This is a genomic window from Variovorax sp. PMC12 (assembly GCF_003019815.1).
Lineage (GTDB): Bacteria > Pseudomonadota > Gammaproteobacteria > Burkholderiales > Burkholderiaceae_C > Variovorax.
In genome coordinates this window covers 2,569,393-2,595,738 of the sequence record NZ_CP027773.1, presented here as the reverse complement: position 1 = coordinate 2,595,738, position 26,346 = coordinate 2,569,393, and the positions used below count along the sequence as shown (strand labels likewise).

The 26,346-nt window shown below is 69.5% G+C and carries 24 protein-coding genes; 15 read left to right on the top strand and 9 right to left on the bottom strand.

What is annotated here, in order from left to right; all coding sequences use genetic code 11:
• Positions 1–111 precede the first annotated feature (111 nt).
• The 6 genes from C4F17_RS12025 (at position 112) to C4F17_RS12000 (ending at position 6,102) form a co-directional block, all read left to right on the top strand.
• Positions 112–1,017 carry an SDR family NAD(P)-dependent oxidoreductase gene (locus tag C4F17_RS12025; RefSeq protein WP_106935372.1) on the top strand — a complete coding sequence of 302 codons (906 nt, stop codon included), beginning with the start codon at positions 112–114 and terminating at the stop codon, positions 1,015–1,017.
• 85 nt (positions 1,018–1,102) lie between these two features.
• Positions 1,103–1,993 carry a LysR family transcriptional regulator gene (locus tag C4F17_RS12020; protein ID WP_106935371.1) on the top strand — a complete coding sequence of 297 codons (891 nt, stop codon included), beginning with the start codon at positions 1,103–1,105 and terminating at the stop codon, positions 1,991–1,993.
• A gap of 13 nt (positions 1,994–2,006) precedes the next feature.
• Positions 2,007–2,894, top strand: coding sequence for a LysR family transcriptional regulator (locus tag C4F17_RS12015; RefSeq protein ID WP_081265770.1), 888 nt, complete (start codon positions 2,007–2,009; stop codon positions 2,892–2,894).
• A gap of 109 nt (positions 2,895–3,003) precedes the next feature.
• Positions 3,004–4,158 carry a mandelate racemase/muconate lactonizing enzyme family protein gene (locus C4F17_RS12010; protein WP_106935370.1) on the top strand — a complete coding sequence of 385 codons (1,155 nt, stop codon included), beginning with the start codon at positions 3,004–3,006 and terminating at the stop codon, positions 4,156–4,158.
• A gap of 40 nt (positions 4,159–4,198) precedes the next feature.
• Positions 4,199–5,209, top strand: coding sequence for a Bug family tripartite tricarboxylate transporter substrate binding protein (locus C4F17_RS12005; protein WP_106935369.1), 1,011 nt, complete (start codon positions 4,199–4,201; stop codon positions 5,207–5,209).
• A 185-nt stretch (positions 5,210–5,394) separates the two neighbouring features.
• On the top strand, positions 5,395–6,102 hold the full coding sequence (locus C4F17_RS12000) for an aspartate/glutamate racemase family protein (protein ID WP_106935368.1): 708 nt from the start codon (positions 5,395–5,397) through the stop codon (positions 6,100–6,102).
• Between the two features lie 6 nt (positions 6,103–6,108).
• On the opposite strand, the gene C4F17_RS11995 is transcribed toward C4F17_RS12000, so the two are convergent.
• Genes C4F17_RS11995 through C4F17_RS11985 form a run of 3 tightly spaced genes read right to left on the bottom strand, consistent with a single transcriptional unit; the run spans position 6,109 to position 9,443 of the window.
• Positions 6,109–7,473, bottom strand: coding sequence for an MmgE/PrpD family protein (locus C4F17_RS11995; RefSeq protein WP_106935367.1), 1,365 nt, complete (start codon positions 7,471–7,473; stop codon positions 6,109–6,111).
• 10 nt (positions 7,474–7,483) lie between these two features.
• Positions 7,484–8,647: an acyl-CoA dehydrogenase family protein gene (locus tag C4F17_RS11990; protein ID WP_106935366.1), complete on the bottom strand. Its 1,164-nt coding sequence runs from the start codon at positions 8,645–8,647 to the stop codon at positions 7,484–7,486.
• A gap of 10 nt (positions 8,648–8,657) precedes the next feature.
• Positions 8,658–9,443, bottom strand: a complete 786-nt coding sequence (locus C4F17_RS11985) for a citryl-CoA lyase (protein ID WP_106935365.1) — start codon at positions 9,441–9,443, stop codon at positions 8,658–8,660.
• Between the two features lie 106 nt (positions 9,444–9,549).
• Here C4F17_RS11985 and C4F17_RS11980 point away from each other — a divergent pair, with 106 nt between their 5' ends.
• The 5 genes from C4F17_RS11980 to C4F17_RS11960 all read left to right on the top strand — a co-directional run bounded on the left by C4F17_RS11980 (position 9,550) and on the right by C4F17_RS11960 (position 15,623).
• Entirely contained in the window at positions 9,550–11,877 is a 2,328-nt protein-coding gene (locus C4F17_RS11980) for an acyl-CoA dehydrogenase (RefSeq protein WP_106937527.1), read from the top strand.
• Between the two features lie 161 nt (positions 11,878–12,038).
• Positions 12,039–13,025: a Bug family tripartite tricarboxylate transporter substrate binding protein gene (locus C4F17_RS11975; RefSeq protein WP_106935364.1), complete on the top strand. Its 987-nt coding sequence runs from the start codon at positions 12,039–12,041 to the stop codon at positions 13,023–13,025.
• 3 nt (positions 13,026–13,028) lie between these two features.
• A complete protein-coding gene (locus tag C4F17_RS11970) occupies positions 13,029–14,531 on the top strand; it encodes a class I adenylate-forming enzyme family protein (protein WP_106935363.1) in 1,503 nt (500 codons plus the stop codon).
• A 111-nt stretch (positions 14,532–14,642) separates the two neighbouring features.
• Positions 14,643–14,822: a DUF3606 domain-containing protein gene (locus C4F17_RS11965; protein ID WP_081265779.1), complete on the top strand. Its 180-nt coding sequence runs from the start codon at positions 14,643–14,645 to the stop codon at positions 14,820–14,822.
• A 120-nt stretch (positions 14,823–14,942) separates the two neighbouring features.
• Entirely contained in the window at positions 14,943–15,623 is a 681-nt protein-coding gene (locus C4F17_RS11960; RefSeq protein ID WP_106935362.1) for a hypothetical protein, read from the top strand.
• On the opposite strand, the gene C4F17_RS11955 is transcribed toward C4F17_RS11960, so the two are convergent.
• Entirely contained in the window at positions 15,566–16,801 is a 1,236-nt protein-coding gene (locus tag C4F17_RS11955) for a DNA topoisomerase IB (protein ID WP_106937526.1), read from the bottom strand. The genes C4F17_RS11960 and C4F17_RS11955 overlap by 58 nt on opposite strands.
• 105 nt (positions 16,802–16,906) lie before the next feature.
• Here C4F17_RS11955 and C4F17_RS11950 point away from each other — a divergent pair, with 105 nt between their 5' ends.
• Positions 16,907–17,956, top strand: coding sequence for a purine-nucleoside phosphorylase (locus C4F17_RS11950; protein ID WP_199851944.1), 1,050 nt, complete (start codon positions 16,907–16,909; stop codon positions 17,954–17,956).
• Between the two features lie 10 nt (positions 17,957–17,966).
• Here the strand turns inward: C4F17_RS11950 and C4F17_RS11945 are convergent, their stop codons facing one another.
• From C4F17_RS11945 to C4F17_RS11935, 3 genes are all read right to left on the bottom strand, one after another.
• Complete coding sequence (locus C4F17_RS11945; protein WP_106935361.1) at positions 17,967–18,653, bottom strand: TIGR02117 family protein; 687 nt, start codon at positions 18,651–18,653, stop codon at positions 17,967–17,969.
• A gap of 14 nt (positions 18,654–18,667) precedes the next feature.
• On the bottom strand, positions 18,668–19,858 hold the full coding sequence (gene dinB / locus C4F17_RS11940; RefSeq protein ID WP_106935360.1) for a DNA polymerase IV: 1,191 nt from the start codon (positions 19,856–19,858) through the stop codon (positions 18,668–18,670).
• A gap of 378 nt (positions 19,859–20,236) precedes the next feature.
• Positions 20,237–20,851: a YiiX family permuted papain-like enzyme gene (locus C4F17_RS11935; protein WP_106937524.1), complete on the bottom strand. Its 615-nt coding sequence runs from the start codon at positions 20,849–20,851 to the stop codon at positions 20,237–20,239.
• Between the two features lie 102 nt (positions 20,852–20,953).
• Here C4F17_RS11935 and C4F17_RS11930 point away from each other — a divergent pair, with 102 nt between their 5' ends.
• Positions 20,954–21,511 (top strand): putative glycolipid-binding domain-containing protein, encoded by a 558-nt coding sequence (locus tag C4F17_RS11930; RefSeq protein WP_106937523.1) that lies wholly within the window; start codon positions 20,954–20,956, stop codon positions 21,509–21,511.
• Between the two features lie 21 nt (positions 21,512–21,532).
• Here the strand turns inward: C4F17_RS11930 and C4F17_RS11925 are convergent, their stop codons facing one another.
• The gene (locus C4F17_RS11925; protein WP_106935359.1) at positions 21,533–22,528 is read right to left on the bottom strand and encodes a Bug family tripartite tricarboxylate transporter substrate binding protein; all 996 of its coding nucleotides are present in this window, start codon (positions 22,526–22,528) and stop codon (positions 21,533–21,535) included.
• Positions 22,525–23,460, bottom strand: coding sequence for a LysR family transcriptional regulator (locus C4F17_RS11920; protein ID WP_106935358.1), 936 nt, complete (start codon positions 23,458–23,460; stop codon positions 22,525–22,527). The genes C4F17_RS11925 and C4F17_RS11920 overlap by 4 nt, the downstream gene beginning before the upstream one ends.
• A 121-nt stretch (positions 23,461–23,581) precedes the next feature.
• Between C4F17_RS11920 and C4F17_RS33730 the strand changes: the two genes are divergently transcribed.
• Positions 23,582–24,937 carry a tannase/feruloyl esterase family alpha/beta hydrolase gene (locus C4F17_RS33730; RefSeq protein WP_325002536.1) on the top strand — a complete coding sequence of 452 codons (1,356 nt, stop codon included), beginning with the start codon at positions 23,582–23,584 and terminating at the stop codon, positions 24,935–24,937.
• Positions 24,934–26,319 carry a tannase/feruloyl esterase family alpha/beta hydrolase gene (locus C4F17_RS33725; RefSeq protein WP_325002535.1) on the top strand — a complete coding sequence of 462 codons (1,386 nt, stop codon included), beginning with the start codon at positions 24,934–24,936 and terminating at the stop codon, positions 26,317–26,319. The genes C4F17_RS33730 and C4F17_RS33725 overlap by 4 nt, the downstream gene beginning before the upstream one ends.
• The last annotated feature ends 27 nt before the right edge of the window (positions 26,320–26,346 follow it).

The following is a 26,346-nucleotide window of genomic DNA, read 5'->3' as shown; positions in this document are numbered from 1 at the left end:
GGGCCTTGCCGAAGCCCCTCTTCGGAAACCCGAAACCCGTGCCCGCCGCTCCTGTGGCATTCTGGATTTGCCCGCCGATTGCGCGGGCGAACATCCGGAGCACAGACAAGCATGGTTGAAGGAAAAGTGGTCGTCGTCACCGGCGCGGGCGGCGGCATCGGGCGCGACATCGCGCTGGCGATGGCGGCGCATGGCGCGAAGGTGGTGGTCAACGACATCGGCGCGGCGCTCGACGGCGAAGGCGGCAGCGCCGGCCCCGCGCAGCAGGTGGCCGACGAGATCCGCGCGGCCGGCGGGCAGGCCGTGCCCAACACCGACAACGTGGCCGATGCCGCCAGCGCCGCGCGCATCGTGCAATGCGCGCTCGACAGCTTCGGCCGCATCGACGCGGTGGTCAACAACGCGGGCATCCTGCGCGACCGCTTCTTCCACAAGATGTCGGTCGACGAGTGGGACTCGGTGCTCAAGGTGCATCTTTACGGCTCGTATTACGCGAGCCGCGCGGCCGCCACGCACTTCAAGGAGCAGAACTCGGGCGCGCTGGTGCACATGACCTCGACCTCGGGCCTCATCGGCAACTTCGGGCAGGCCAACTACTCGGCGGCCAAGCTCGGCATCGTCGCGCTGTCGAAGTCGATCGCGCTGGACATGCAGAAATTCAATGTGCGTTCCAACTGCATCGCGCCCTTTGCCTGGAGCCGCATGATCGGCGCCATTCCCACCGACACCGACGAGCAGCGCGCCCGCGTCGACAAGATCAAGCAGATGACGCCCGCCAAGGTCGCGCCGCTCGCGGTGTACCTGGCGAGCGATGCAGCCGGCGCGGTCAACGGGCAGATCTTCTCGGTGCGCAACAACGAGATCTCGCTCATCAGCCAGCCGCGCCCGGTGCGCTCCATCCACCGCTCCGAGGGCTGGACGCCGCAGAGCATCGCCGAGCACGCCATGCCCGCGATGCGTGCCAGCTTCTTCCCGCTGGACCGTTCGGCCGACGTGTTCAGCTGGGACCCGGTCTGAGGACAAACCCGCAGCAGTCCGGGCGCGGCTTCGGCTTCATTCGCCGGACAATGCGCGTTCCCTTCCTCCTTCGTGCCCGCGCCCGGTGAACCTGCACTTCGACCTGTTCGACCTGAAACTGTTCGTCTACGTGGCGGACGCGCACAGCCTCACGCGCGGTGCGGAGAAAGCCTGCATCTCGCTGGCCGCGGCCTCCACCCGCATCAAGCAGATGGAAGAGGCGGTGGGCGGCAAGCTGCTGCACCGCAGCGCGCAGGGCGTGACGCTCACTGCCGCCGGGCAGGCCGTGCTGTACCACGCCAAGCGCGTGATGCAGCAGATGGAGCACCTGCGCTGCGACATGCAGGACTTCGGCAAGGGCATCAAGGGCCATGTGCGGGTGTTCGCCAACACCACGTCGATCACCGAATACCTGCCGCAGAAGCTGGCCGGCTTCCTCACGCAGCATCCTGCCGTGCAGGTGGACCTGCGCGAATACCTGAGCGAGGAGATCGTGCGCGCGGTGGCCGACGGCGAGGCCGACATCGGCATCCTCGCGGGCGACGTGCACACCGGCGACTTCGACGCGCGCCCCTTCGGCAGCAACCAGCTCGTGCTGGTGGTGCCCACCACGCATCACCTGGCGGGCGCGCCCTCCGTGGCCTTCGCCGAAACGCTCGACGAGCAGCACGTGGGCCTGCACCACGGCAGCGCCATCCACCGCTTCCTGCAGCGCCGCGCCGAGCTCGCGGGCCGGGGCTTCAACCCGCGCATCCAGGTGAGCAGCTTCGAGGCCATCTGCCTGATGATCGAGGCGGGCGTGGGGGTGGGCGTGCTGCCGGCGTCGTCGGCGCAGCGCCTGTCGATGGCGATGCGCATCTCGACCGTGGCGCTCAGCGATGCCTGGGCCGAGCGCGAGCTGAAGCTGATCGCGCGCAACCGCGAGCAGCTGCCGGCTTCCGCGCGCGAGCTGTTCGACCACCTTGTTTCGCACTGAGGGCGCGCACGCCATGTCCGCCGACCTGAAGTCGCTGCGCCTGTTCGTGACCGTGGCCGACCACGGCAGCATCAGCGAAGGCGCCAAGCGCTGCCACATCGCGCTTGCGGCCGCCAGCAAGCGCATCTCCGACCTCGAGGCCCGCGCCAGGCTGCCGCTGCTGGTGCGCCATGCGCGCGGCGTCACGCTCACTTCGGCGGGGCATGGCCTGCTGCTGCATGCGCGCGCCGTGCTCTCGGCCATGGACCGCCTCGGCGCCGAGTTCGACGATTTCCAGAACGGCGTGGCGGGCGTGGTCAGCATCACGGCCAACGCGTCAACCATCGCGCAGTTCCTGCCGGCGCAGATCGGCTCCTTCCTGCGGCTGCACCCGGTGCTGAAGATCGACCTGCAGGAGCGCGCCAGCACCGAGGTGGTGAAGGCCGTGCAGGCGGGCCTGGCCGACATCGGCGTGATCGAGAGCCACACGCCCGCCGAAGGCCTCGAATGCCTGCCGTACCGCAACGACGAACTGGCCGTGGTGATCGCACGCGACCATCCTCTGGCCCGGCGCAAGCGCATCGGCGTGGAAGAGGTTCTGCGCTACGACCATATCGTGGTGCGCGAAGGCACCGCGCTGCACCGGGTGCTGCTGGCCGCCGCGCTGGAAGCGCAGGTGCCGCTGAAGGTGCGCATGCAGGTGGGCAGCTTCGACATGGTGTGCCGCATGGTGGAGCAGGGCGTGGGCATCGGCGTGCTGCCTTATGCGGCCATCCTGCCGCAGCTGCAGATACTGCGGCTGCGCTGCCTGAAGCTCGACGCGCCCTGGGCGCTGCGCCGGCACCTGCTGTGCGTGCGCAGGCAGCAGGACCTGACCGTGGCCGCGCGCTCCGTGCTCGAGCACCTCGGCCGGCCGGACTGAACGCGAGGGCGCGCCAGCCTTCGCGCCGCGCGAAGCCTCGCGCTCGCCAAAAACGAATTGTTCTCCCGTGGCCCGCGCGCAAAGATCGCGCAAACCAAAGGAGACACCCTTGAAGATCGTTCGCGTCAGCGCCACGCCGCTGAACATTCCCGTGACCATCGACGTGGTCGGCCTGAACAAGCAGACCTCGCTGTCGCTGTGCCTTACGGAGATCGAGACCGACACCGGCCTCGTCGGCCACGGCATGACCGCCATCACCGAGGAAGAAATCATCGCCGCCGCCGTGCGCGAAGTGGCCGGCCCCGCGCTGATCGGCGAAGACCCGATGGCCACCGAGCGCCTGTGGGAGAAGCTCTACTGGCTGCTCTCGCCGCGCGGCCAGACCGGCTATGCCAGCCACACCATCGCCGCGCTCGACATCGCGCTGTGGGACATCAAGGCCAGGGCGCTCGGCCAGCCGCTGTGGCGCCTGCTGGGCGGCGCGCGCGCCAGGGTGCCGGTGTACGCCACCTTCGGCTTCGGCTTCTTCGAGCGCGACCAGCTCGCCGCCGCCGCCAGGCTGTGGGTCTCCCAGGGCTTCCAGCGCCTGAAGATGACCGTCGGCAACCACGCGCTCGCACGCCGCGACGAGCCGCGCCCGCTCGACGAGGTCATCGCCGAGGACGTGCGCCGCGTGGCGGCGGTGCGCGAGGCCGTGGGCCCCGACGTGAAGCTGTACGTCGACGCCAACTGCGGCCTCGACCTGTTCCACGCCACCGAGCTGGCGCACCGCATCGAGCCCTACGGCATCAGCTTCTTCGAGGAGCCGCTCACGCAGAACGACGTGCGCCAGATGGCCCAGCTGCGCGCGCGCACCCGCATTCCGCTGGCCTGCGGCCAGAACGAGGGCCTGGCCTTCCGCTTTCGCGACCTGCTGGTGAACCAGGCCGCCGACGTGCTGCAGCCCAACGTGACCATCTCTGGCGGCTACTCGCAGGTGCTGAAGATCGCGGGCATGGCGCAGGCCTTCAACGTGCCCATCGACAACGGCGGCGCCTGGCCCTTCCACAACATGCACCTGCATGCGGGCGTGTCGAACGGCGGGCTGGTCGAGTACCACTACGTGGCGGTGCAGATGCTCAAGCAGATCTTCGACGGCCTGCCGGTGCCCGACCAGGGCTGGCTCACGCTGCCCGAGACGCCGGGCCTGGGCTTCGCTCCCAATGCCGACCGCGTGCGCGAGCTGGCGAAGCTGCCGACCTCGCACGGCAAGGGCAAGGCCTGAGCAGCCGGCCGGCGATTCCGAACAAGACAACGGAGACAAGATGAAAGCCAGACAAGCGAATCGACCCGAGCGCCGCCATGCACTGCGCGCGATGGCGGCCCTGGGCTTTGCGGGTGCCTTTGCCCTCGCGGCGCCCGTGGCCCGGGCCCAGAAGTACCCCGACAAGCCGATCCGCCTCGTGGTCGGTTACTCGGCCGGCGGCGGCGTGGATGCGGTGGCCCGCCTGCTCGGCGTGCGCCTGTCGGCCGTGCTGGGCCAGCAGGTGCTGGTGGAGAACCGCACCGGCGCCACGGGGCTCATCGCGGCCGAGTTCGTCGCCAAGGCGCCGCCCGACGGGTACACGCTGATGATGGGCGACAGCGCCTTGCTCATCGCCAAGCTGCTGCAGCCGAAGATCGGCATCGATCCGCTCACCAGCTTCAAGCCGGTGGCGGGCGCCTTCATCTCGCCGCTGATGATCGTCGCCAACAACGACTTTCCCGCGAAGACGCCCGCGGAGCTGGTGAAGGAGCTCAAGGCCAATGCCTCGCGCTATTCGTATGCCACGTCGGGCGTCGGCACGGTGCAGCACCTGGGCTTCGAGATGCTCAAGCAATCCACCGGCAGCTCGGTGGTGCATGTGCCGTACCGCGGCGCCGCGCAGATCGTGCCGGACGTGATCGGCGGGCAGATTCCCCTTGGCGTGGTGAGCGCGACGGCAGGCATGGCACAGGCCAAGGCGGGCAAGCTGCGCGCGGTGGCGCTGATGAACACGGCGAAGCTCGAAGGCGCGGAGAGCGTGCCGCCGCTGGCCGATGCGTTGCCGGGCTTCGATGTGGCGCCGCGCATCTTCGTGCTGGCGCCGGCTGGCACACCGAACGAAGTGGTCGAGCAGCTGTCGGCTGCGGTGAAGTCGGTGCTCGACACGCCGGAGGCCGGTGCTGCTGCCGCGGCGCAGGGCACGCTGCGTGCCTATTCAACGCCATCGCAGCTTGGGAAGGACATGGCTGCGGAGACTTCGCGGTGGAAGAAGATCATTTCTGACCAGCGCATCGTGGCTGAGGGGAACTGAGGTTTTTTTGTTCGGGGCTTGCTCACGCCGGCGGGGTACCTTGCTCCGCGAATGTCCCCCGGGGCTTCGCCCCTCCTCCTTTATTTCGCTGCGCAAGGTACCCCGCCAGCGTGAGCGCTCAGAGCACTTGTTGATCGGCTCGCACACGCCCCGAAAGACCCACAAACAAAACACGAAACACTGAAATGACAACACCCCACCTCGGCCTGATAGTCCCCCCCGCAGCCGGCGCAGTGCCGGTGGACGGCCCGCTGCTCTACGGCGAGCGCATCCGCTTCAGTGCCAAAGGCCTGGGCCTCGGAGAGATTTCCACGCGCGGCTATCTGGATGTCATCGACTCGGTGGTCGAGAAGGCCGTGGCGCTCAAGGAAGAGGGCGTGAGCGTGGTCTCGCTCATGGGCACATCGCTGAGCTTCTTCCGCGGCGCGGCCTTCAACCGGGAGCTCGAAGCCGAGATGACGCGCGCCACCGGATTGCCCTGCACCACCATGAGCAACGCCATCGTCGGTGCACTGCGTCACCTCGGCGTGCGGCGCGTGGCGGTGGCCACGGCGTACATCGATGAAGTCAACCAGCACCTGCGCAAGTACCTGGAGCAGAGCGACTTCGAGCCTCTCGCGCTCGAAGGCCTTTCCATCTCCGACGTGAAGGCCGTGGGCGAAGTGCCGACCCGGGTGCTGGTCGATTTGTGCCTGAAGGTGTTCGAAGCCCAGCCCGGCGCCGACGGCATCCTCATCTCGTGCGGCGGACTGGTCACGCTCGATGCCGTGCGCGAAGTCGAAGCCCGCCTGCGGGTGCCCGTGGTGTCGAGTTCGCCCGCCGGCTTCTGGGACCTCGTCGGCACCGCCGGGCTCGACCCGCGCGTGCCTGGCCAGGGGCGACTTTTCGCCTGAGCCGCTTCAGCCGATCAGCCAGCGCCCCACGCGCGGCGTATCGGCCAGCTTCCAGACCTGCTCGCACAGCGCCTTCGCCTCGTCGGCGGTGGCGCCTTCGCCGTAGTGCGCCAAGCGCTGCATCTTGTCCTCGATCTCCGCACGGTCCAGGCTGTTGCCGGGGTCGCCCTTTGGCTCGTCCACGCGGCCCTGCAGCCTGCGGCCGTCGGTGGTGTGGACGCTGACCTTCCCGATCCAGCGCGCCGGGTAGGCGGTGTCGACCTCTTCGTCGAGCTCCATCGTCACCTTCTCGCGGAAGGCCGAGACCTCGGGCGCGAGGAAGTCGCGGTCGAACTCGCCCAGGCCCGCGCGGCCGTGCACGGCGATCAGACCCAGCACCGTGCCCATCGAGAACTTGCCCTGGTGCACCGTGGCCGGCACATCGACGCGGCCCAGCACGTCGATGGCGCCCTGGTGCACGTGCGTGGTCACGCGCGACACGTCGGCGGGCTTCAGGTTGTTCTGCTGCATCACCTGCAGCAGCGCATCGGCGGCGGGGTGGGTGTGGCGGCAGGATGCGTGGTATTTGAAGGAGGTTTCGGCCAGCGTCCAGCGCGTGCCGAGGCCGTCGGTGAGCCTGGCCGGGTCGGCGTCGCTAGACATACCCACGCCCAGGCCTTGCGCACCTTCGAGGATCTTCGCCGCGCCGGTGAAGCCGTCCTGCGCGAGGTAGGCCGACATCAGCCCGCTGGCCGCCGCGTGCGCGCAGTGCAACTGCTTGGAGTCTGCCGCGTCGCGCAGGAACTCCCACACGCCGGCCGATTGCGTGCCGGCCGAGCCGAAGGCGTGCAGCATCTGCTGCGGCGTGAGGTTCAGCAGGCGGCCCACTGCAGCAGCCGCCGCGAGCGTGCCCGCGGTCGCCGTCGTGTGGAAGGTCTTGTAGTGCGAGCGGCCGAGGAACTCGCCGACGCGGATGCCGACTTCATACCCTGCGACCACGGCCGTGAGCAGCTGCGCGCCGCTCGCACCGAGGCTCTGCGCCACCGCGAGCGCGGGCGCGATGACGACGGCGGCCGGATGGAACACCGAGCCGTTGTGCACGTCGTCCTGCTCCACGAAGTGCGAGGCCGCCGCATTCACCAGCGCGGCGAACAGCGGCGAGCTGGTCTGGCGCGAAGTCAGTATTTCGCTGGGGCCTTCCGCGGGGCCCATCGTCCGGGCGAAGCGCTCGATGCTGCGTACGGGCCGCGCCGTGCGGGCCGCCAGCACCGAGCCCAGCCAGTCGAGCATCAGGTCCTCGGTGCGGCGCAGCACGGGGGCGGGAATGTCGGCGAACTGCAGTTCGGCCGCGAAAGTCGCGAGCACCTTGCTCGGATGGTCGACGGAGTTCATGGGAAGTCCTTCAGAACGAACGGGGCAGGCCCAGCATGTGCTCTGCAACATAGCTCAGGATCAGGTTCGTCGAGATCGGCGCCACCTGGTAAAGCCGTGTCTCTCGGAACTTGCGCTCGATGTCGTATTCGCACGCGAAGCCGAAGCCGCCATGGAACTGCAGGCAGGCATTGGCGGCCTCCCAGCTCGCCTTGGCCGCCAGGTACTTCGCCATGTTGGCCTGCGCGCCGCAGGGCTGGTGCGCATCGAACAGGCGGCAGGCCTCGTAGCGCATCAGGTTCGCGGCTTCCACTTCGATGAAGGCCTCGGCAATCGGAAACTGCACGCCCTGGTTCTGCCCGATGGGCCGGCCGAACACCACGCGTTCCTTGGTGTACTTCGTCACGCGGTCGATGAACCAGTAGCCGTCGCCGATGCACTCGGCGGCAATCAAGGTGCGCTCGGCGTTGAGCCCGTCCAGGATGTACTTGAAGCCCTGGCCTTCCTCGCCGATCAGGTTCTCGGCCGGGATCTCGAGGTTCTCGAAGAACAGCTCGTTGGTCTCGTGGTTCACCATGTTCAGGATGGGCTGCACCGTGAGCCCCTTGCCGATGGCCTCGCGCAGGTCGACGATGAAGATCGACATGCCCTCGGACTTCTTCTTCACGTCCGCCAGCGGCGTGGTGCGCGCCAGCAGGATCATCAGGTCGGAGTGCTGGATGCGCGAGATCCACACCTTCTGGCCGTTGACGACGTAGCGGTCGCCCTTCTTCACGGCGGTGGTCTTGATCTTGGTGGTGTCGGTGCCGGTGGTGGGCTCGGTCACGCCCATCGACTGCAGGCGCAGTTCGCCGTTGGCGATCTTCGGCAGGTAGTTGCGCTTCTGCGCCTCGCTGCCGTGCCGCAGCAGCGTGCCCATGTTGTACATCTGGCCATGGCAGGCGCCGGAGTTGCCGCCGCAGCGGTTGATCTCTTCCATGATGACCGAGGCTTCGGTCAGGCCCAGGCCGGAGCCGCCGTACTCCTGCGGAATCAGCGCCGCCATCCAGCCGGCCTTGGTGAGCGCATCGACGAATTCGGCGGGGTAGCCGCGCGCCTCGTCGATCTTGCGGAAGTAGGCATCGGGAAACTGCGCGCACAGGTCGCGCACGGCGTCGCGGATGTCGGGGTAGTTCTTGTCGTTGGCGTTGTTCATCGTTCTTTGCTCAGTCCTGGCGCGGGCCGCCGGCTTCCTTCTCCACGCGTTGCCAGATCTCCACCGCCATCGGGTCGTCGATCTCTTCCAGGATATGGCCCACGAGGCCGATGGCGCGCGCCATCACGCCGAAGCCGCGAATGATCTTCCAGGGAAAACCGAACTCCGCCGCGATCGCGCCGATGGCACCTGTGGCGTTGATCGGCAGCGACTTGCCCGACACCCGCTCGGCTTCTTCCTGCACCGCCTGCATCAGCGCGACATAGTGGCTGGAGAGCCCGTTCTCCGCCGCGATCTGGAACAGGCGCGGCGTGCGCGGGTCGATGGGCTTGTGCAGCGGATGGCCCAGGCCCGGCACGATCTGCTTGCGCGCGCGGTGGTCGGCCACGATGTCCTTCGCCATGTCGGCGAGCGGGCGCGTGGGTTTCTCGCCGAAGGGGATTGCTTCGTAGAGCATCCTGGCCGCGCCTTCGGTGCTGCCGACGAACACCGTGCCCAGTCCGCAGAGCCCGGCTGCCACGGCGGCCTGCAGCGCTTCGGGAGCGCCCGCATAGGTAAGGCGCGCCGCCAGGGCGCTGGGCGTGATGCCGTGCTCCACCAGCGTGACGACGATGGCATTGAAGGTCACCGACTCCTGGGGCGTCGGGATGCGCCCGGTCAGCTCCAGGAAGGCCATGTCGCCCAGGTTGAGGTGGCCGAGGATTTCCGAAGGCAGGTCGCGCCCGCGCACGGTGATCCTGTCGGGCGTGCTGTGGCCCAGCTCCGTATGCAGGGATTTCTTGATCTTGGTGGTCATGCGCCGAATCTAGCCCCGCCTCGCGCGGGGTGGCTCTCTGAATGCGAAACCCTCCCTTCGGCAAATGCAAATGCTCGGCGGCGGGGTCTTCGGGCACGCTGCGGCGATGGACCTTGAATCACTTTCGGCGGTGCGCGAATCGGCGCTCGACTACTTCGTTCGCAGCCGCGCCACCCAGCGGCGGCGCCAGCGCATGGAACAACCGGATGCCGACGAGGCCGAAGGCTGGCGCGACATCGCCGCCCTGGGCTGGCCCGGCATGCTGGCGCCCGAATCGGCCGGCGGCCTCGCGCTGGGGCTGGCCGGTGCGGCGGAAATTCTGCGCGCGGCCGGCGAGCACGCGGCGCCGGAGCCATTGCTGGCCGTGGCTGGCCTCGGCGCGCTGCTGCTGTCGGCGCTGCACACCCCGCGCGCCGATACGCTGCTGGCCGAACTGGTCGCGGGCCGCAGCCTGCCGGCGCTGGCGTGGCAGGAGAGCGCGGGCGACCTCAGCGCGGTGCCGCTGGCCTGCGGCTGCGAAGCGTTGGCGGGCGATGCCGGCGGCGTGCTGCTGCAGGGCGAAAAGCTCATGGTGCTGCCCGGCGCCGCCGCCAGCGGCTGGCTGGTGTCGGCGCGTGGCGAAGACGACGCGGTGCTGCTGTGGGTGCCGCGCGGCACCGTGGGCGTGAGCGAAACGCCGGTGCCGCTGGTCGACGGCAGCCAGGCGTCGAACCTGCGCTTCGAGCACGTCAGGCTGCCGGCCGACGCTGTGCTGGCCGAGGGCCCGGCCGCGCAGGAGGCGCTGCGCCGGGCGCTCGCGGGCGGGCAGATCCTGCAGTCGGCCGAGCTGCTGGGCGCGGGGCAGGCCATGCTCGCGCAGACGCTGGCCTACCTGCGCACGCGCTCGCAGTTCGGCAAGCCCATCGGCAGCTTCCAGGCGCTGCAGCACCGCTGCGTCGACATGTTCATCCACCTCGAAGTGGCGAAGGCGACGCTGGACGAGGTGCTGGCGCAGGCGGGGCAGGAACCGACGGCAGAGCGCATGGAGGCCGAGGCCAGCCGCGTCAATGCGCGCTGCACGGCGGCCGCGCTGCAGGCCTCGCGCGCATCGGTGCAGCTGCATGGCGCCATCGGCTACACGCAGGAATGCGACCTGAGCCTGTTCTACAAGCGCGTGCTGTGCCTGTCGGCCTGGCTGGGCAATGCCAGCGCGCACCGGCACCGGCATGCATCGCTGTCGCGCGATGCGGAGGCGGCAGCGGGCACTGCGCAGTGGCAGGGCGGATTCCCCCGCACCGCCGACTGGGCGGCGTTGCCCGAGGCCGACTTCCGCCGCATGGTGCGCGCCTTCCTGCAGCAGCGCTATCCGCAGCAGCTTCGCTACCTGTCGCACCGCGCGCGATGGAGCGAGATGCGCGAGTGGTATCTCACGCTGTCGGCGCAAGGCTGGATCGCGCCCGCATGGCCGCAGGCGCACGGCGGCATGGGCCTGCCGGCCGACAAGCTCATCGCGTGGATCGAGGAGCTGGAGCAGCACGGCGTGGCGCGCGCGCCCGACCAGGGCATCGTGATGATCGGCCCGCTGCTCATACAGCACGGCACGCCCGAACAGCAGCAGCGCTTTCTGCCGCGCATCCTCAGCGGCGAGCATGTGTGGTGCCAGGGTTACTCGGAGCCCAATGCCGGTTCGGACCTCGCGGGCCTGCGCACCGAGGCGATGCCGGCGCGCGACGCGCAGGGCGAGCACTTCGTGGTCAACGGCCAGAAGATCTGGACCACGCTCGCGCAGGACGCCAACCACATCTTCATGCTGGTGCGCACCGACAAGGACGCGCGCAAGCAGGAGGGCATCAGCTTCCTGCTGTGCGACCTGCGCACGCCGGGCATCACCATCCGGCCGATCCGCACGCTGGCCGGCGAGCCGGAGTTCTGCGAGGTGTTCTTCGACAACGTGCGCGTGCCGGCGGAAAACCTGGTCGGCAGGCTGCACGGCGGGTGGACCATCGCGAAGGCGTTGCTGGGCTTCGAGCGCATCTTCCTGGGCAGCCCCAAGCAGTCGCAGTACGCGCTGGGGCAGCTTGCGCGGCTGGCGCAGGCGCGGCGGCTGTTTGCCGACCCGGTGTTCGCGCAGCGCTTCGCGGCGCTGCGGCTCGACGTGCTCGACCTGTCGGCGGCGTACACGGGCTTCGCGAACATCGTGCGGGCCGGAAAGCCGCTGCCCGCTTCGGTGTCGCTGCTGAAGATCTGGGCCAGCGAGACCTATCACCGCATCGGCGCGCTGCTGGTCGAGGCGGCCGAAGAGCAGGGCGCCGTGGCCGGCGACCAGGTGCTCGACGGGCAGAGCTTCAACGTGCTCTCGCCGCTCATCGGTTCGACGGCCGCAATGATCTACGGCGGCACCAACGAGATACAGCGCAACATCCTCGCGCGGCAAGTCCTCGATTTGCCTGCATGAGGCTCGCCCCCAGTCTTCGCGCACTTCGTGTCGCTTCGCCAACCCCCTACCGGGGGCAACACCTGCGGCCCGGCAAAGCCGGTTCCGCGGTGTTTCACGAAAGAACAGTCCTGCCTGGCTTTCGAGCCTGACTTGTAGATCAACAACAGGAGACAACGCTCATGACATCGACTCACTTCTCGCGCCGCCAACTCATGGCCGGGCTGGCCGGCGGCGCGGCACTCGGCGCACTGCCGCACCGCGCCTTCGCGCAGCAGCCATTGCCGCCGCTCATCAAGCTGGTGGTCGGCTATTCGGCCGGCGGCCCGGTGGATGGGGCCGCGCGCCTGCTCGCGCCGGCGCTGAGCCAGGCGCTGGGCACGCAGGTGATCGTGGACAACCGGCCCGGCGCGAGCGGCTCGCTCGGCGGCGACGCGGTGGCCAAGGCCGCGGCCGACGGCACGATGCTGTTCTTCGGCGCGAGCCCGACCATCACCATCAACCCCAACGTGCAGCGGCACATGGCGTTCGACCCGATGAAGGACCTCGTGCCCATCGCGCCGCTGGTGGACTACACCAACGTGCTCGTCATCAACAACGACGTGCCGGTGCGCAGCGTGGCCGAGCTGCTCGAATATGCGAAAGCGCGGCCAGGCAAGGTGTTCTACGGCTCGGCGGGCGTGGGCGCCTCGAACCACCTGAGCGGCGCGCTGCTCGAGAAGATGGCCGGCGTGCAGCTCACCCATGTGCCGTACAAGGGCAGCGCACCCGCGCTGGCCGACGTGATGGCGGGCACGGTGACGATGATGTTCGACATCATCGCGACCTCCAAGCCCTTCATCCAGTCCGGCAAGGTGCGCGCGCTGGCCGTCACCTCGCGCCAGCGCAACCGCATGCTGCCGGAGGTGCCGACCATGATCGAGTCGGGCGTGGCGGGCTACGACGTGGGCGGCTGGTTCGGCCTGTACGGCCCGGCGCGCATGGACCCGGCACTGGTCGTGCGCATGAATGTCGCCGCGCAGAAGATGCTGGCGCGCGAAGACATCGCGAGCCGCCTGCGCGAGCAGGGCTACGACGTGTGGTCCGGCGCGGCCGACCTGCTCGCTACCAAGGGCAAGTCGGACCGGCAGCTCTGGGCCACCGCGTCCAAGGGCATCGAGGCGGAATAGGCGATGCGGCAATCACGCATTCACGAGCTGCTGGAGGCCCGCGCGGCACGCACGCCGGAGGCAGTCTTTCTTTTCGAGCCCGGCGCCACGACCACCTACGCGGCGCTGCAGGCAATGGCCGAAACCGCCACGCAAGACCTGCTGGACGCCGGCGTGCGTCCGACCGACCGCGTGGTGCTGGTGGCCGAGAACTGCGCCGCGCACATCGCGCTTCTGATGGCGTGCAGCCGCATCGGCGCATGGTCTTGCGGCGTGAATGCGCGCATGTCGCCGGGCGAGATCGCGGCGATCGTGGAACGGGCGGACGCGCGCCTTTGCTGCTTCACCACAAGCGCTTCGCAGGCGGCCGAACAGCACGCCCGGCGCGCCGGTGCGGTGCCGTCCTCGCTTGCGGGCGTGATGCGCTCGGCAACGCGCGAAGAAGCGCGCACCGAGCCCGACCCGGCCCTGGCCGACACCGCCGCCATCATCTTCACCTCCGGCACTTCGGGCACGCCGAAGGGTGTGATGGTCTCGCACCGCGGGCTGCTGCACTTCGGGCGGGTGTCGGCTGGCGTGAGGGCGCTGAGCGAACGCGACCGTGCCTACGCCTTCCTGCCGATGACGCACATCTTCGGCATCGGCACCGTGCTGATGGCCGCGCTCACCGGCGGCGCTTCGCTGGTGCTGCGCGGCAGCTTCTCGCCGGCCGACATGCTGCAGGCGCTGGCGCACGAGCAGGTGTCCAACCTGCTCGGGCCGCCGACCATGTACGCGCGCCTGCTGGCCCACATCGACAGCGAGCGCGTGGTGCCGCGCTTTCCGCATCTGCGCTACGTGTACACCGGTTCGGCTCCGCTCGACCCCGCGCTCAAGCAGCGCGTGGAGCGGCTGTTCGGCCAGCCGCTGCACTACGGCTACGGGCTCTCGGAGTACGCGGGCTCGGTGTTCCTCACGCGCACGGAAGCCCCGCGTTCGGACACGGCGGCCGGCCATGCGGTGGAGGGCGGCGAGGCCCGCATCGTGTCGATCGAGGGGCGCGACGTGCCGCAAGGCGACACCGGCGAGATCTGGCTGCGCGGCCCGGGCCTCATGCTCGGCTATTTCCGCGACGCGGCCGCCACCGCGCAGGTGATGCGCCCCGGCGGCTGGTACGCCACCGGCGACCTCGGGCGCTTCGGCCCCGACGGCGCGCTGTTCGTGGTCGGCCGACTCAAGGAAATGATCATCCGCTCGGGCTTCAATGTCTATCCGGCGGAGGTCGAGGCGGTCATCGGCCGTTTCGGCGGCGTGCACCTGTGCGCGGTGGTCGGCGTGCCAGAGGCGGATGGCAACGAGCAGGTGGTCGCCTTCGTGGAGCTGGAGCCGGGTGCGGTGCTCGATGAGGCGGCGCTGCGCGCACACCTGGCGGAGCACCTGTCGCCCTACAAGCGCCCCACCCGCATCGAGGTGATCGATACCATGCCGACCACCCCCAACGGCAAGCTGCTCAAGCGCGAACTGCAGGCGCGGCTGCGCGCAGCGTAGGCAGGTGTGCCGCCGGGCGCTTCGCGTTTTCCTGCAAGCGGGTGCGCCGCAGTCCTTCCACGCGCCTCCGGGGCGCGCCGCATCGTGGTTCCTTCTACAAAGGAAATCACCATGGCCGATGACTTGAGCAAGCGCGGGCCGCCAGACGCCGCCCGCATCAACGTGAACGAGGCGCACGAAGTGCGCTACTGGACCCAGACGCTGGGCGTGACCGAAGCGCAGTTGCGCTCGGCCATCGCCGCCGCCGGTGTGCTGGTGAAGGACGTGCGCACCTACCTGGGCAAGCCCTGAGGCTCGTAGGCTCGCTCCTACACCCGGCGCGGTAGCCGGGCACGATACTTGTTACTCCCTCTCGTTTCAGGAAGTACCCGTGACCGTGCCGATGAACCCCACGCCTCTGGCAGCCGCGCAATGAAGTCTTCTCCCAGTGCGCGCAGCTGGATCGCCGCAGGCGTGCGCCACGAACTTCTCACCCGGGCCCTGCCCGCCCTGCGGCACGACATGGCGGCGCCGGTCTCGGTGATCCGCATGGCGCTGCTGATGCTCAAGCGGCAGGTCAGCGCAGCCACCGTCGATGCCGCCGCCTGCGAAGAGCGCGTGGCGCTGATCGACAACCAGGTGGCCGAACTGGTCGGTGCCATCCGCTCGCTGCGCGACTGGGAACTGGCGACCACCGACGACGGCATCGCCCGCAGCGCGCTGGTGGCGCAATGCACGACCTTGATGCGCGCGGCCTTCGACCTGCACGGCGTGACGCTCGACATCGACCCCGCGCTCGAACCGAGCGAGGACGAGCAACGCTGGCCCGCGGCGGCGGCCTTGCGCTATCTGTTCCTCGGCGTGCTGGGCTACCTGCACGACAGTGCCGACGAAGCCGGCACGATCCGCGTGCAGGCCGAAGGCGCCAATGCGCTGCGGCTTTCTGCAATGCCGCGCGAAGCGGGCGCCACCGACGCCGTGCTCGATGCGCATCGTGCGCCGCGCGCGCTGGCCATCGATGCCGTCGCGCTGCAGAACCTGGCGGAAGACCTGGGTTACGTCGTCGCCGTGGACGGCGACAGCGTGCGCTTCGCGCTCGCCACCGCGGCCTGAACCTTCCTGCCGCCTCGGCGGCTGTCGCCCGCCGCAGCACGCGCCTGCGCTTGCCGGTGCGTGCGCAGGAAGGCCTGCAGCCGGCGTTCGGCCGCATAGAGCCCGCGTGAAGGCCGCGCGGTCTTGCGGCCCGCGATCTTCTCGAACAGCGCGGTGGCGGCGTCTTCATCGTTGTCCGACAGCGCGCTGCCCAGCGCCAGCACGGCCGGGTGCACATAGGCCTTCTTGCAGACCGCCGGCGTGTTGCCGAGCTGCTTGGCGACTGCCGCGAGGATGTCCTTGGCGCGGTAGCGGGTGCCGTCCGTCGCGCTGCGCCCCGGCTCGCAGGCCAGCCGGGTGAGCTCCAGGGCCTGCACCGTGCCGTGCCAGGTGCGGAAGTCCTTGGCGGTGAAGCGTTCGCCGGGCGAGGCTTCGGCAAGATAGTCGTTCACGTCGGTGGACGACACGCTGTGCAGCTCGCCGTCTTCGCCCGCGTACTGGAACAGGGCCTGCCCGGGCAACTGCTGGCACTGCCGCACCACCTTGGCCACGCGCGGGTCTTCCAGCCTGGCCTCGTGCATCACGCCGCTCTTGCCCTTGAAGCGCAGCCGCAGCGCGGTGCCGTGCACGTCCACATGGCGGTTGCGCAGCGTGGTGAGGCCGTAGGAGCCGTTGCTGCTTGCGTACTCCTCGTTGCCGATGCGCAGCAGGGTGGTGTCGAGCAGGCGCACCAGCGCCGCCAGCACCTGGCTGCGGTCGGGCGCCTTGTTTTTCCTGTCGGCCTGCAGGTCGCGCGCCACGCGGGCACGGATGCGCGGCAGCGCGAGCGCGAAGGCTTCGAGCCGCTCGAACTTGGTCTCGTCCTTCATCACGCGCCAGTCGGCGTGGTAGCGGTACTGCTTGCGCCCGCGCGCGTCGATGCCGGTGGCCTGCAGGTGGCCGTTGGGCAGCGGGCAGATCCAGACCTGGGTGTAGGCCGGCGGAATGGCCAGCATGCGGATGCGCGAGATTTCGTCCACGTCGCGCAGCCATTGGCCCTTGGCGTCGCGGTAGCGAAAGCGCGTGCCGTGCTTCAGGCGGCGAATGCCCGGCATGTCGGGGTTCACGTAGACCAGCCCGTTGGCGATGGGCGTGGGCTTCGACGGTGGCCGCGCGGACGGCTGCGACACGGGAGAGGTGGAAAGAACAGTGGCCGGCATGGGGTTTGCGTGGTGGTACGCACCGTTTTTGCCAGCGCCGACAATCACGGCCTGTAGGACGCCGCAAATGCGGGCCGTCTGTTCTTTCCCTCATCGAGCTTCTCCATGTCTTCTCGCCCTTCGTCCTTCCGTACCCGCTGGCTCCTGCTGCCGGCAACCGCGCTGCTTGCCGCGGGCTGCGCTTCCACTTCTACCTCCACCGCCGTGCCGGCCACGGCTTCCGCACCGCCCGTGAAGGTCAAGGTGTTCGTCGCCGCCATGTTCGAGATCGGCCAGAACACGGGCGACCGTGCCGGCGAGTTCCAGCACTGGTACGAGCGCTACTGGAAAGACGCCAAGCCCATCGCCGTGCCCGGCGCGCTGCAGCCCGTGTACTGCAACACCGACGGCGTGTGCGGCGCGGTGCTGGGCATGGGCAAGGTCAACTCCTCGTCGTCGATGCAGGCGATCCTGCTGAACCCGCGGCTGGATTTTTCGCAGGCCTACTACGTCATCTCCGGCGTGGCCGGCACGCCGCCCTCGCGCGGCACCATCGGCGAAGTGAACTGGGGCACCTGGCTGGTCGACTACGACCTGGGCCACCGCTGGGCGCCTGAAGAAAACAAGCCCGGCGAACCGACCTTCATGCCGCGCAAGGGCTACGAGGAATACCGCCGCTTCCAGCTCAACCCCGACCTCGTGCGCTGGGCCATGAGGCTGTCGGCCGACACGCCGCTGAAAGACTCCGAGTCGGCGCGCAAGTACCGCCTGCGCTACCCCGACGCGGCGGCCCGCCGCGCGCCCTTCGTCGGCACCGGCACCCACATGACGGGCGACACCTTCTTCCACGGCCCGGGCATGTCGAAGCAGGCGCAGTACATCGCCAAGCTCTACGGCGCGGACGACTACGTCATCACCGAGATGGAGGCCGCCGCCATCACGCTGGTCATCAAGCGCACCCACGGCACCGACCGCGTGATGAGCCTGCGCGGCGCGGTCAACTTCGACCAGGGCAACCCGAAGGAAACCACGCTGCAGCACCTGGACCCCGCCCCCGGCGAAACGGCCGGCGGCTTTGCGGAGACGGTGGAGAACGTCGAGCGCGTGGGCAGCCGCGTGGTCGACCACATCGTGGCCAACTGGCCGCAGTGGCAGGGCGGCGTGCCCAGGCCCTGAGCCTGCCTGGTCAGGGCCGCGCCGGCTGGAGGTGCCAGGTCACGGTGAAGTCGAAGGGCGTCCACCGGCTCACCGTGACGCCCGCCTGCCGCAGGCCGCGGCCGATCCAGGTGTTGCAGGTCTCGAAGAGGTTGTAGGCGCCCTCGGCTTCGTAGAAGGCGTCCTGGCCGTCGTAGTGCGCGCCCGCGATGGCTTGCGCCGGCCCCGGCGGCAGGCTGGCGCGCACATGGCCGACGAGCTGCGCATACCGGGCCTGCGACAGCGGCAGCTCGAATGCGCCGCGGCCCAGTTGCCCGCGCCGCAGGTAGCTCACGTGCAGCAGCGAGCGGTTGCCGCCCGACAGCGCCCCGAAGGCGCGCGAGACCGTCAGGTCGCCCCAGGTGGGCGTGTTCAGGTAGAACTCGCGGTCGCCCCAGCCGATGGCGATGAACTCGGCATCGGGCGGCGGCGCCTTGAAGTCTTTCAGCGGAAACACCTGCAGCCAGTCGATGGTGGCCGAGCGGACCGGGAACACGTAGTCGGTGTGCACGCCGTTGCTCAGCACCCAGGCCTGCACTTCGGCGGGTGCATCGCCCGCCGGCTTCGCGCCGTTGGCCGGCCAGAACACCAGCGCGCACGCCACCGCGACATACAGCCCGACCAGCGAGGCCAGCCCCAGCAGCGTGAATGCTGTGTTCCGGAGCCAGCGTTTCAGCATCGTGGTGGCGCCCGTCAGAAGAGAGAGGCCGTGGTGGCCACCGGCTCCGAGGCCGCGCGCTGCGCGCCGCCGGCAGGCGCCAGCGCCTCGGGGCTGCCGGCCTTGGCCAGCGCGCCCACGCGCACGCCCAGCAGCCGCAGCGGGCGTTCGAGCGGCACGCGCTTCAGGCACTGGCCGCCGGTCTGGCGGATGGTCTTCGCGTCGGCGGTGAAGTGGCCGATGGTCTGGTCGCGCGTGGCGATCTTGAAGTCGTCGTAGCGCAGCTTGATGCCGATGGTCTTGCCCACGTAGCCCTTGCGCTGCAGGTCGGCGGCCACCTGCTCGCACAGCCTGGTGAAGATCGCGCCCAGCTCGGCGCGGTTGCGCACCGCGTGCAGGTCGCGGTCGAAGGTGGTCTCGCGGCTCATCGACACGGGCTCGCTCTCGGTCACCACCGGGCGGTCGTCGCGGCCCCAGGCCACCTCGTGCATCCAGGCGCCGGTGGCCTTGCCGAAGTTGGCGATGAGCCAGTCGCGGTCGCGCGCCGCGAGCTGGCCGACGGTCTCGATGCCGAAGCGCTTGAGCTTCTCGTCGGCCTTGGGGCCGATGCCGTTCACCTTGCGGCAGGGCAGCGGCCAGATGCGCGATTCGAGGTCGTCTTCATAGACCACCGAGATGCCGTTGGGCTTGTTGAATTCGCTCGCCATCTTGGCGATGAGCTTGTTGGGCGCCACGCCGATGGAGCAGGTCAGCCCGGTCTCGCTGAAGATGGCCTTCTGCAGCAGTCGCGCCAGCGAGCGCCCGCCGTCGCGCTGGCCGCCGGGCACGTCGGTGAAGTCGATGTACACCTCGTCCACGCCACGGTCTTCCATGAGCGGCGCGACTTCGAGGATGACCTGCTTGAAGGCGCGCGAGAAGCGCCGGTATTCGTCGAAGTCCACCGGCAGGATGATGGCCTGCGGGCACAGCTTGGCGGCCTTCATGAGCCCCATGGCCGAGCCGACGCCGAACTGGCGCGCGGGGTAGGTGGCGGTGGTGATCACGCCGCGGCCGGTGTAGTCCTTGAGCCTTGGGAAAGAGTCGACCGGAATGTCGGCCAGCGTGCCGCCCTCGGGCAGGTCGCGGATGGCCTCGTCCACCCGCCGCCGGCCGCCGCCGATCACCACGGGCAGGCCCTTGAGCTGCGGGTAGCGCAGCAGCTCGACGGACGCATAGAAGGCGTCCATGTCGAGGTGGGCGATGCGGCGGATTCGCGGGGCTGACGGGGGCTGGGAACTCACGGCAACGATTGTCTCGCGGGTGGGACTGTCTTGCCTGTTGAGGGGCGCTTTTGGGGGCGCTTTCAGGGCGTGTGCACAGGCCGCCGGGTACTCCCCTCCGCGAATGTCCCCCGGCCTTCGGCCTCCTCCTTTATTTCGCTGCGGGGAGCACCCGGCGGCCTGTGCACGATGGACGCAGCGCTTGTGCGAGCCGATAAACCAGTGCTCTGAACGCTCACGTCGGCGGGGTGCCTTGCGCAGCGAAATAAAGGAGGAGGGCGAAGCCCGGGGGACATTCGCGGAGCAAGGCACCCCGTCGGCGTGAGCGCTACCCTGAAAAACCCCTCAGCGCCTCTCGACGGTCCTGAGCAACGGCGACTCGAACATCGCCACCGGAGAGATCACCGGCTCGTCCATCGGCACCTTGTCGCCGTAGCGCTCGCGCATCTTGGCGCGCACCGCCGGGTCCGTCAGGTTGAATTCGCGGATCTTCTGCAGTTCGCCGATGCGCACGCCCAGCGCACGCTGGTAGAGCTTCCATACGAGTTCGGAGCAGTAGATGCGCTGGTCCGACCATTCGAACGTCAGGTCGTAAGGGCGGCCCTCGAAATCGGCGGTGCGGGCGCGCAGCGTGGCCACTGCGCCCGGCGTCAGCAGCCGGTCGGCATCGCGCAGCCGCTTGACCACGTAGTGGCCGCCATTGCCGCGTGCGGTCCATTGTGCGAGCGGCGTGTAGCGCACCGTCGACACCGCCTCGAACACGTAGGGCTTGCCGCCCCGCATCAGCACGATGCCCATGTGGCTGTAGCGCGAGCCGGTGGCACGCTGCACTGCCACGCTCTGCGCCGAGCGCGAGGTGTGGAAGACGATGTCGCCGTCTTTCAGCGCGGCTGCGGCATGGCCGGCGCCGCAGAAGAAAACGGACAGGAGCAGCGCGAGCGCCGCGGGGAGCTTTGTCATGGTGCCCGGCATTGTCCGGCATGCATCGGCGGCCAATTTTCTTCGGCCATGACGAAGGGACAAGGCTTGCGCACCGCAGCATGCCGGTCCATCATCCGCGCCATGCAAACCGTTGCCTCCATTCTCTGGCGCAGGCTCGACGCACCGGGTCACGACGCCTGCCGCCTCGAACGCAATGCCTCGGCCTGGCAACTCGACGGTGCCGCCGTGTTCCGCATGGAAGACGGCCGCATCGGCCAGCTGCACTACCGCGTGCGCTGCGACCTGCACTGGCACACCCAATGGGGCACCGTGCGCGGCTGGCTCGGCGGCTCGGCCATCGACCTGTCGATCACGCGAGACGCGCGCGGCCACTGGAAGCTCAACGACGAAGCCGTGACCGACATGTCGCATTGCGTCGATCTGGACCTGGGCTTCACGCCCGCCACCAACTTGCTGCAGCTGCGGCGGCTCAACCTCGAGAAGGGCGAGAGTGCCGATGCCCCGGCCGCGTGGCTGGACCTGGACGGCGGCGTGCTGAGCGAACTGGCGCAGCGCTACGAGCGGCGCGGCGAAGCCGAGTACGCCTACGAGGCATGGCGCTTCGACTACAGCGCGGTGCTGGTCGCCACGCCCGACGGCTTCGTGAAGGACTATCCGCGTCTCTGGGCCGAAGGCTGAACGGCGCGGCCTCTGCCGCGCTCAGTCGAACTGCGAACGGTCGCCGGCCACCAGCTCGCGGTTGCGCCGCCGGTCGATGGCGATCTCGCGCGCGAAATCTTCTGTGCTGCCGCCGGCCGGCAGGTTGTAGGCCTCGCGCAGCCGCGCACGCACGCCGTCGCTGCGCAGCACGCGGTTGATCTCGGCGTTGAGCCGCTGCACCACCGCTGGCGGCGTGCGCGCCGGCGCGAAGATGCCGAAGAGCGAATCGCGGTTCGCCTTCTCGAAGCCCAGTTCCGCCAGCGTCGGCACCTCGGCCAGGGCCTCGATGCGCGCGGGCGCGCCCACCGCCAGCGGCTGGAAGCGGCCGCCCTCGATGTACTGCAGCTGTTGCGCGGCCACGTTGGTGGACAGCACCTCGAACTGCCCGCTGAGCGCATCGTTGAGTTGCGGGCCGCCGCCCTGGTAGGGGATGTGCGTGATGTCGGTGCGGCTTTGCATGCGCACCTGCGCCAGCACCATGTGGCCGATGGTGGCCACGCCCGATGTGGCCCAGCGCACCGCGCCCGGCCGGCTGCGCGCCTGTGCGATCAGCGCGCCGAAGCCGCGCCCCGCGAAGGCCGGCGTGCCGACCACCAGCACCGGCGTGCGCATCACGCTGGCCACGGGCACGAAGGCGTGCTGCGGGTCGTAGGGCACGCGCGCCAGCAGCGGATGCAGCGTGAGCGGGCTGATGGCCGAGAAAGCCAGCGTGCAGCCGTCGGGCGCCGAACGCGCGAGCGCGTCCATGCCCAGGCTGCCGCCCGCGCCGGGGCGGTTTTCGATCAGCACCGGCGCGCCGATCGCCTGTGCGAGCGGTTCGGCCAGCACGCGGGCCGTGCCGTCGCTCACGCCGCCGGGCGGGTACACCACGATCAGCCGCACCGCGCGTTGCGGCCAGGCAGGAGGGGCCGCGCGCAGCAGGCCCGGCGCCGCGCAGGCAGCGGCGAGCAAGGCGCCCGCACCCTGCGCGAAGCGGCGTCTTGCCTGCGCGCTCATGGCGCCGACGGGTGGTTGCCGGCGTGCTCGCCTGCCAGCTTGCGCAGCAGCGCCGCGAAATGCTGCGCGGGCAGGTTGTCTTCTTCCGCGCGCGACACCAGCGTGAGCGGCGCGTCGAGCTGGCCGCCGTCGGCCAGCCGCATGTAGGCGATGGCGTGCGCGTGCACGCCGGTCATCGAGGCGGGCACCACCGACACGCCCACGCCCGCGGCCACGAGGTTCAGGTTGGTCATCATGCGATCGACTTCGGCCACCACGCGCGGGCGCAGCCCCTTGGCGTGGCACAGCGCGAGCAGCTCGGCATAGAGGCCGGGAGCACCCGGACGCCGCACGAGGATGATGCCTTCCTCGCACAGCCTGGCAAGCGGCAGCGGGCGCGAAGCCTTGGGGCGGGCGAGGGCAAAGCGATGGTCGCTGGGCATGGCCACCAGCACCGGTTCGCGCAGCATCGTCTCGAACACCAGCCCCTCGGGCCGGGCCACCGGCACGCGCAGCAGGCCGCAGTGCAGCCGCCCGGCGGCCAGAGCCTCGGTGAGCTCGGCGGCGTTGTCCTCGCGCAGCTGCAGTTCCACCAGGGGGTAGGCGCGGCGGAATGCGCGCAGCGCCTCGGGCATGAAGCGGTGCGCCGCCGCCGAACTGGTGAAGCCGACCGCCAGCGTGCCGGCCTGGCCCTTGGCCACGCGGGCCATGCGCTGCTTCATGGACTCCATGTCCTGCAGCATGCGCAGCGCCTCGGCCTGGAACAGCCGGCCCGCGTCGGTGAGCGCCACGCCGCGCGGGTGGCGGCGGAACAGCGGCATGCCCAGCTCGCGTTCCAGCGCCTTGATCTGCAGGCTCAGCGGCGGCTGCTGGATGCCGAGCTGCTCGGCCGCGCGCGTCATGTGGCCGGTGCCCGCGACGGCCACGAAGTAGCGAAGTGCCCTTATGTCCATATGTTTTTGGTATTGAAAGTGCCTTTTTATTTTATTTGACCCTAAGTCACACCGAATCTATCGTCCGGCCGCCCATTCAAGAACAAGCGGCCCGACGAGGCCGCATGCCGGAGACAAACCCATGCGCACAACGCGCCCTGCATCGATGATTCGTGCCGTCCTGTATGCGATCGGCCTTTCGCTGGTTTCGCTGATCCTTGCCGCCTGCGGTGGTGGTGGCGGAGGAGGAGGGGGCGGCGGTGTCGGCCTGCTGCCCGCCACGCCCCCGGCAAGCGGCAACAACCCGCCCTCCAACGATCCGCCGGACAACCAGCCACCCGCGCCGGTGCAACCGGTGGTTGCCTGCGCCGACCTGAACGGCAAGAGCCTGCCTGCCACGCTGATCAGCCTCCCCACCCAGGGCGCCACCGTCACCAGCGCCACGCCGGTGGCCGCGGGCGATGCGGGCAACACGCTCGGCGACTACTGCCGCGTGCGCGGCACCATCCAGCCGGTCGACCCGAGCGCCTCGGTCATCAACTTCGCGGTGAACCTGCCGGAGAAGTGGAACCAGAAGACCATCCACTTCGGCGGCGGCGGTTTCGACGGCGTGCTCATCGACGGCACCGAGGTCATCCGCTTCGGCCCCGCCGGCAAGCCCGCGCCGCTGGCGCTGGGCTACGCCACCTACGGCGACGACTCCGGCCATCAGTCGAGCAGCATCACCGACGGCAGGTTCGCGGCCAACGACGAGCAGCTCGCCAACTACGGCGGCAATTCGCTCAAGAAGACGCGCGACGTGGCGCAGGCGCTGGTGTTCGCGCGCTATGCGGTGAAGCCGAAGCACGCCTACTTCCTGGGCACCTCGACCGGCGGGCGCGATGCGCTCAGCTACATCCAGCGCTGGCCCGAGGACTACGACGGCGTGATCGCCAACGAACCCGCGCTCAACTACACCGGCACGCGGCTGTCGAACGTGGCCGTGGGCCGCGCGCTCTACAACAACGGCGGCGCGGGCTGGATGAACGTGGCCAAGACGCTGCTGGTGCAGAGGACCGTGATGCAGGCCTGCGACAAGCTCGACGGCGCGGCCGACAACATCGTGAGCAACGTCGAAAGTTGCCGCCTGCTCAATGCGCAGATCATTGCCTCGCTGCGCTGCAGCGGCGGCGCCGATACGGGCGACACCTGCCTGTCGGACGCGCAGATCGCCACCGTGCACGCCATCGAGTCGCCGCTGGACTTCACCACCTATTCGCTGGCCAACGGCGTGAAGCGCGCGGGCGGCTACAACCTGCTCGAAGGCGCGCTGGTGGCGGGCCCCTACACCACGCGTGATCTCGGCACGCGCAAGGTGCCGGGCAATCCGGCCACGTCGTCCGATGCGAACATGTACGTCACCGGCGACCAGTGGGTGAAGTTCTTCGTCACGCGCATCGCGGGCTTCGACACGCTGACCTTCGACCCGCTGGCCCGGGCAGCCATGCCGCGCGCGTGACCGAGGTGTCGAACCTCACCGACGCGACCAACCCGAACCTCGCGCCCTTCTTCGCGCACGGCGGCCGGCTCATCATGGTGCACGGCCTGGCCGACGAAGTGATCAGCCCCAACTCGACCATCGACTACTACAGGCAGCTCATCGCCACCGTGGGCCAGGCGTCGGTCGACCAGAACGTGCGCTTCTACACCGTGCCCGGCATGGGCCACGGCACCGGCAGCTTCATACCCAACTGGGATTCGCTGGCGGCGCTCGAAGGCTGGGTGGAGGCCGGGCTCGCACCCGCCACCGGCGTGGCGGTGGATGCAGTGGCCGGCACCTACGGCCGCACGCGCCCGCTGTGCCAGTTCCCGTCGTGGCCCAAGTACCGTGGCAGCGGCAGCCTCGACGCGGCCGTCAACTACAGCTGCGTGACCGAAGTCGGCGACCCGCTGGCCTGCCCGAACCTGCCCGCCTCCGTGACCAGCTACAAGGGCGGCAACAGCTTCGGCGAGGAACTTCGCGTGCAGATCGACCCGGCCACCATGGCCTACACCGTGACCATCGACGCAAGCCTGCAGCGCGCCGCCGGCACCCAGCGCACCGGCTCGCTGGTGTCGGAAGGCAGCTGCAGCTATGCCAGCGCCGAGAGCGGGGCGGTGTTCAGCTTCGGCGCCGGCGGCGTGCTGTCGGGCGGCGTGAACGCACCGAGCGGCGGAGGCTTCGCGCCGCTGCTGGCGTTCCAGAACAGCTTCTCGGCCGCGCCGGTGTCGGGCGACTTCAAGCCGGTGGCGAACGTGTTCAATGCCGTGGGCGTGCAGCAGGGCGCCGGCAGCGCCAATGCCTTCGCTTCGTCGGTGCGGCTGCGCAATGCGGGCACCTTCCAGTACTGCCGCGACCCGGTCTCGGGCGGCTTCATGGTCTACGACGCCAACTGCACGCAGACCGAGAAGGGCTACGTCGCCTACAACACCGCGCGCGCCGCCTTCGACCTCTTCACCACTTCGCCCGCCGGCGGTGCCGTGACCACCGGCGGCACGCTCACCGGCTCGATGGTGATCGGCCTCGTCAACGGCGCCGCCGTGCCGCTGCACCTGGTGCGCGAGTCGGCCACCAGCTTCGGCATGCGCGTGCATGGCCTGCAGCAGAGCCTTGCCGCCGGCGTTGCCGACGGCAGCTATGCGCTGGTCAGCGTCAAGGGCGAGAACCACGATGCCACGGTGGCCGGCGGCGGCCTTGGCCTCGGCGGTGCGACCGCGGGGCTGAGCTACGACACGCCGGTGCCCGGCGTGGCGCAGGCCGATGCGGGCCGACCGGGCAATTTCATCTTCAACAGCGGCGTCCTCGGTTTCGTCTCCAGCCCGGGGGCGAACGCGGCGCTCGAATTCGGAGTACGCCATTGAACAAACGACTCTCCTGCCTCGCGGCAT

Excerpts from the sequence above, each read along its gene's own strand:
- C4F17_RS12025 (WP_106935372.1), top strand. The coding sequence starts at position 112 with ATGGTTGAAGGAAAAGTGGTCGTCGTCACCGGCGCGGGCGGCGGCATC.
- C4F17_RS12015 (WP_081265770.1), top strand. The coding sequence starts at position 2,007 with ATGTCCGCCGACCTGAAGTCGCTGCGCCTGTTCGTGACCGTGGCCGAC.
- C4F17_RS12005 (WP_106935369.1), top strand. The coding sequence starts at position 4,199 with ATGAAAGCCAGACAAGCGAATCGACCCGAGCGCCGCCATGCACTGCGC.
- C4F17_RS12000 (WP_106935368.1), top strand. The coding sequence starts at position 5,395 with ATGACAACACCCCACCTCGGCCTGATAGTCCCCCCCGCAGCCGGCGCA.
- C4F17_RS11995 (WP_106935367.1), bottom strand. The coding sequence starts at position 7,473 with ATGAACTCCGTCGACCATCCGAGCAAGGTGCTCGCGACTTTCGCGGCC.
- C4F17_RS11990 (WP_106935366.1), bottom strand. The coding sequence starts at position 8,647 with ATGAACAACGCCAACGACAAGAACTACCCCGACATCCGCGACGCCGTG.
- C4F17_RS11985 (WP_106935365.1), bottom strand. The coding sequence starts at position 9,443 with ATGACCACCAAGATCAAGAAATCCCTGCATACGGAGCTGGGCCACAGC.
- C4F17_RS11980 (WP_106937527.1), top strand. The coding sequence starts at position 9,550 with ATGGACCTTGAATCACTTTCGGCGGTGCGCGAATCGGCGCTCGACTAC.
- C4F17_RS11975 (WP_106935364.1), top strand. The coding sequence starts at position 12,039 with ATGACATCGACTCACTTCTCGCGCCGCCAACTCATGGCCGGGCTGGCC.
- C4F17_RS11970 (WP_106935363.1), top strand. The coding sequence starts at position 13,029 with ATGCGGCAATCACGCATTCACGAGCTGCTGGAGGCCCGCGCGGCACGC.
- C4F17_RS11965 (WP_081265779.1), top strand. The coding sequence starts at position 14,643 with ATGGCCGATGACTTGAGCAAGCGCGGGCCGCCAGACGCCGCCCGCATC.
- C4F17_RS11960 (WP_106935362.1), top strand. The coding sequence starts at position 14,943 with ATGAAGTCTTCTCCCAGTGCGCGCAGCTGGATCGCCGCAGGCGTGCGC.
- C4F17_RS11955 (WP_106937526.1), bottom strand. The coding sequence starts at position 16,801 with ATGCCGGCCACTGTTCTTTCCACCTCTCCCGTGTCGCAGCCGTCCGCG.
- C4F17_RS11950 (WP_199851944.1), top strand. The coding sequence starts at position 16,907 with ATGTCTTCTCGCCCTTCGTCCTTCCGTACCCGCTGGCTCCTGCTGCCG.
- C4F17_RS11945 (WP_106935361.1), bottom strand. The coding sequence starts at position 18,653 with ATGCTGAAACGCTGGCTCCGGAACACAGCATTCACGCTGCTGGGGCTG.
- dinB (WP_106935360.1), bottom strand. The coding sequence starts at position 19,858 with ATGGACGCCTTCTATGCGTCCGTCGAGCTGCTGCGCTACCCGCAGCTC.
- C4F17_RS11935 (WP_106937524.1), bottom strand. The coding sequence starts at position 20,851 with ATGACAAAGCTCCCCGCGGCGCTCGCGCTGCTCCTGTCCGTTTTCTTC.
- C4F17_RS11930 (WP_106937523.1), top strand. The coding sequence starts at position 20,954 with ATGCAAACCGTTGCCTCCATTCTCTGGCGCAGGCTCGACGCACCGGGT.
- C4F17_RS11925 (WP_106935359.1), bottom strand. The coding sequence starts at position 22,528 with ATGAGCGCGCAGGCAAGACGCCGCTTCGCGCAGGGTGCGGGCGCCTTG.
- C4F17_RS11920 (WP_106935358.1), bottom strand. The coding sequence starts at position 23,460 with ATGGACATAAGGGCACTTCGCTACTTCGTGGCCGTCGCGGGCACCGGC.
- C4F17_RS33730 (WP_325002536.1), top strand. The coding sequence starts at position 23,582 with ATGCGCACAACGCGCCCTGCATCGATGATTCGTGCCGTCCTGTATGCG.